At 51.1% G+C, this 1,190-nt stretch carries 1 protein-coding gene; it reads left to right on the top strand.

The features are described from left to right. Positions 1-1,190, top strand: a 1,190-nt coding sequence (locus AC1DUO_RS25220; RefSeq protein ID WP_477989423.1) for a Tn3 family transposase, incomplete at both ends; no start/stop codon positions are given.

Below are 1,190 nucleotides of genomic sequence, written 5' to 3'. Positions count from 1 at the left end.
TATTCTGGGCAGTCTGTTTAGCAAGGCAAAACGCACGCAGGCCGAACGACTCCAGCAAACGGGAAAGCTGATTCAAAGCAAGCTGAAGCAATACGTTACCGTCGGGCAGGCATTGCTTAACGCCAGAGAGTCCGGTGAAGATCCCTGGACCGCAATAGAAGACGTTCTTCCCTGGCAGGAATTCATTAACAGCGTGGAAGAGACGCGGTTCCTGTCACGTAAGGACAACTTCGACCCGTTGCATCTGATCACAGAGAAGTACAGTACGCTGCGTAAATACGCCCCCCGGATGCTGTCCGCGTTGCAGTTCATGGCTGTACCTGCCGCAATGCAGCTCAGTGATGCGCTTGATGCCGTCAGAGAGATGTATCGAAAACAACTCCGCAAAGTACCGTCTTCCGCGCCAACCGGGTTCATTCCGGAAAGCTGGAGAAAGGTGGTGCTCACTCCCACAGGCATTCACCGAAAATATTACGAATTTTGCGTACTGAATGAGCTGAAGGGAGCTTTACGTTCTGGCGACATCTGGGTCAAAGGATCGCGCCGCTACCGGAATTTTGATGATTATCTGATCCCATCTTCCGATTTTGAAAAGTCACTTCGGGATAACCAGTTACCCCTTGCCATTCCGACCGATTGCCATGAATACATCAAGAGCCGCATGACGCTTCTGGCATCGCGACTGGAGGAAGTGAATGCAATGGCGCTGGCCGGTGATTTGCCCGATGTGGATATCTCGGATAAAGGCGTGAAAATTACCCCGCTGGATAATAGCGTCCCTTCATCAGCATCCCCTTTTGCCGATCTGGTTTATGGCATGTTGCCTCACCCTAAGATTACTGAAATGTTGGATGAAGTGGATAGTTGGACCGGTTTTACCCGCCATTTCACACATCTCAAAAATCATCACGTCAGACTTAAAGACAGAAAGTTGTTAATGACCACGATTCTGGCTGATGGCATCAACCTTGGGCTGACAAAAATGGCCGAATCTTGTCCAGGAACGACAAAATCGTCACTGGAGGGGATTCAGGCCTGGTACATCAGGGATGAGACCTATTCAGCAGCGCTGGCCGAGCTGGTCAATGCTCAGAAAAAACGGCCTCTGGCTGCATTCTGGGGCGATGGAACAACATCATCGTCTGACGGGCAGAATTTTCGGGTGGGCAGTCACGGCCATTATGCGGGTC

The organism is Rahnella sp. P4_A8, assembly GCF_056402435.1.
Note: the sequence above shows the minus strand (reverse complement) of the source record. Positions and strands in the feature narration are given on the sequence as shown.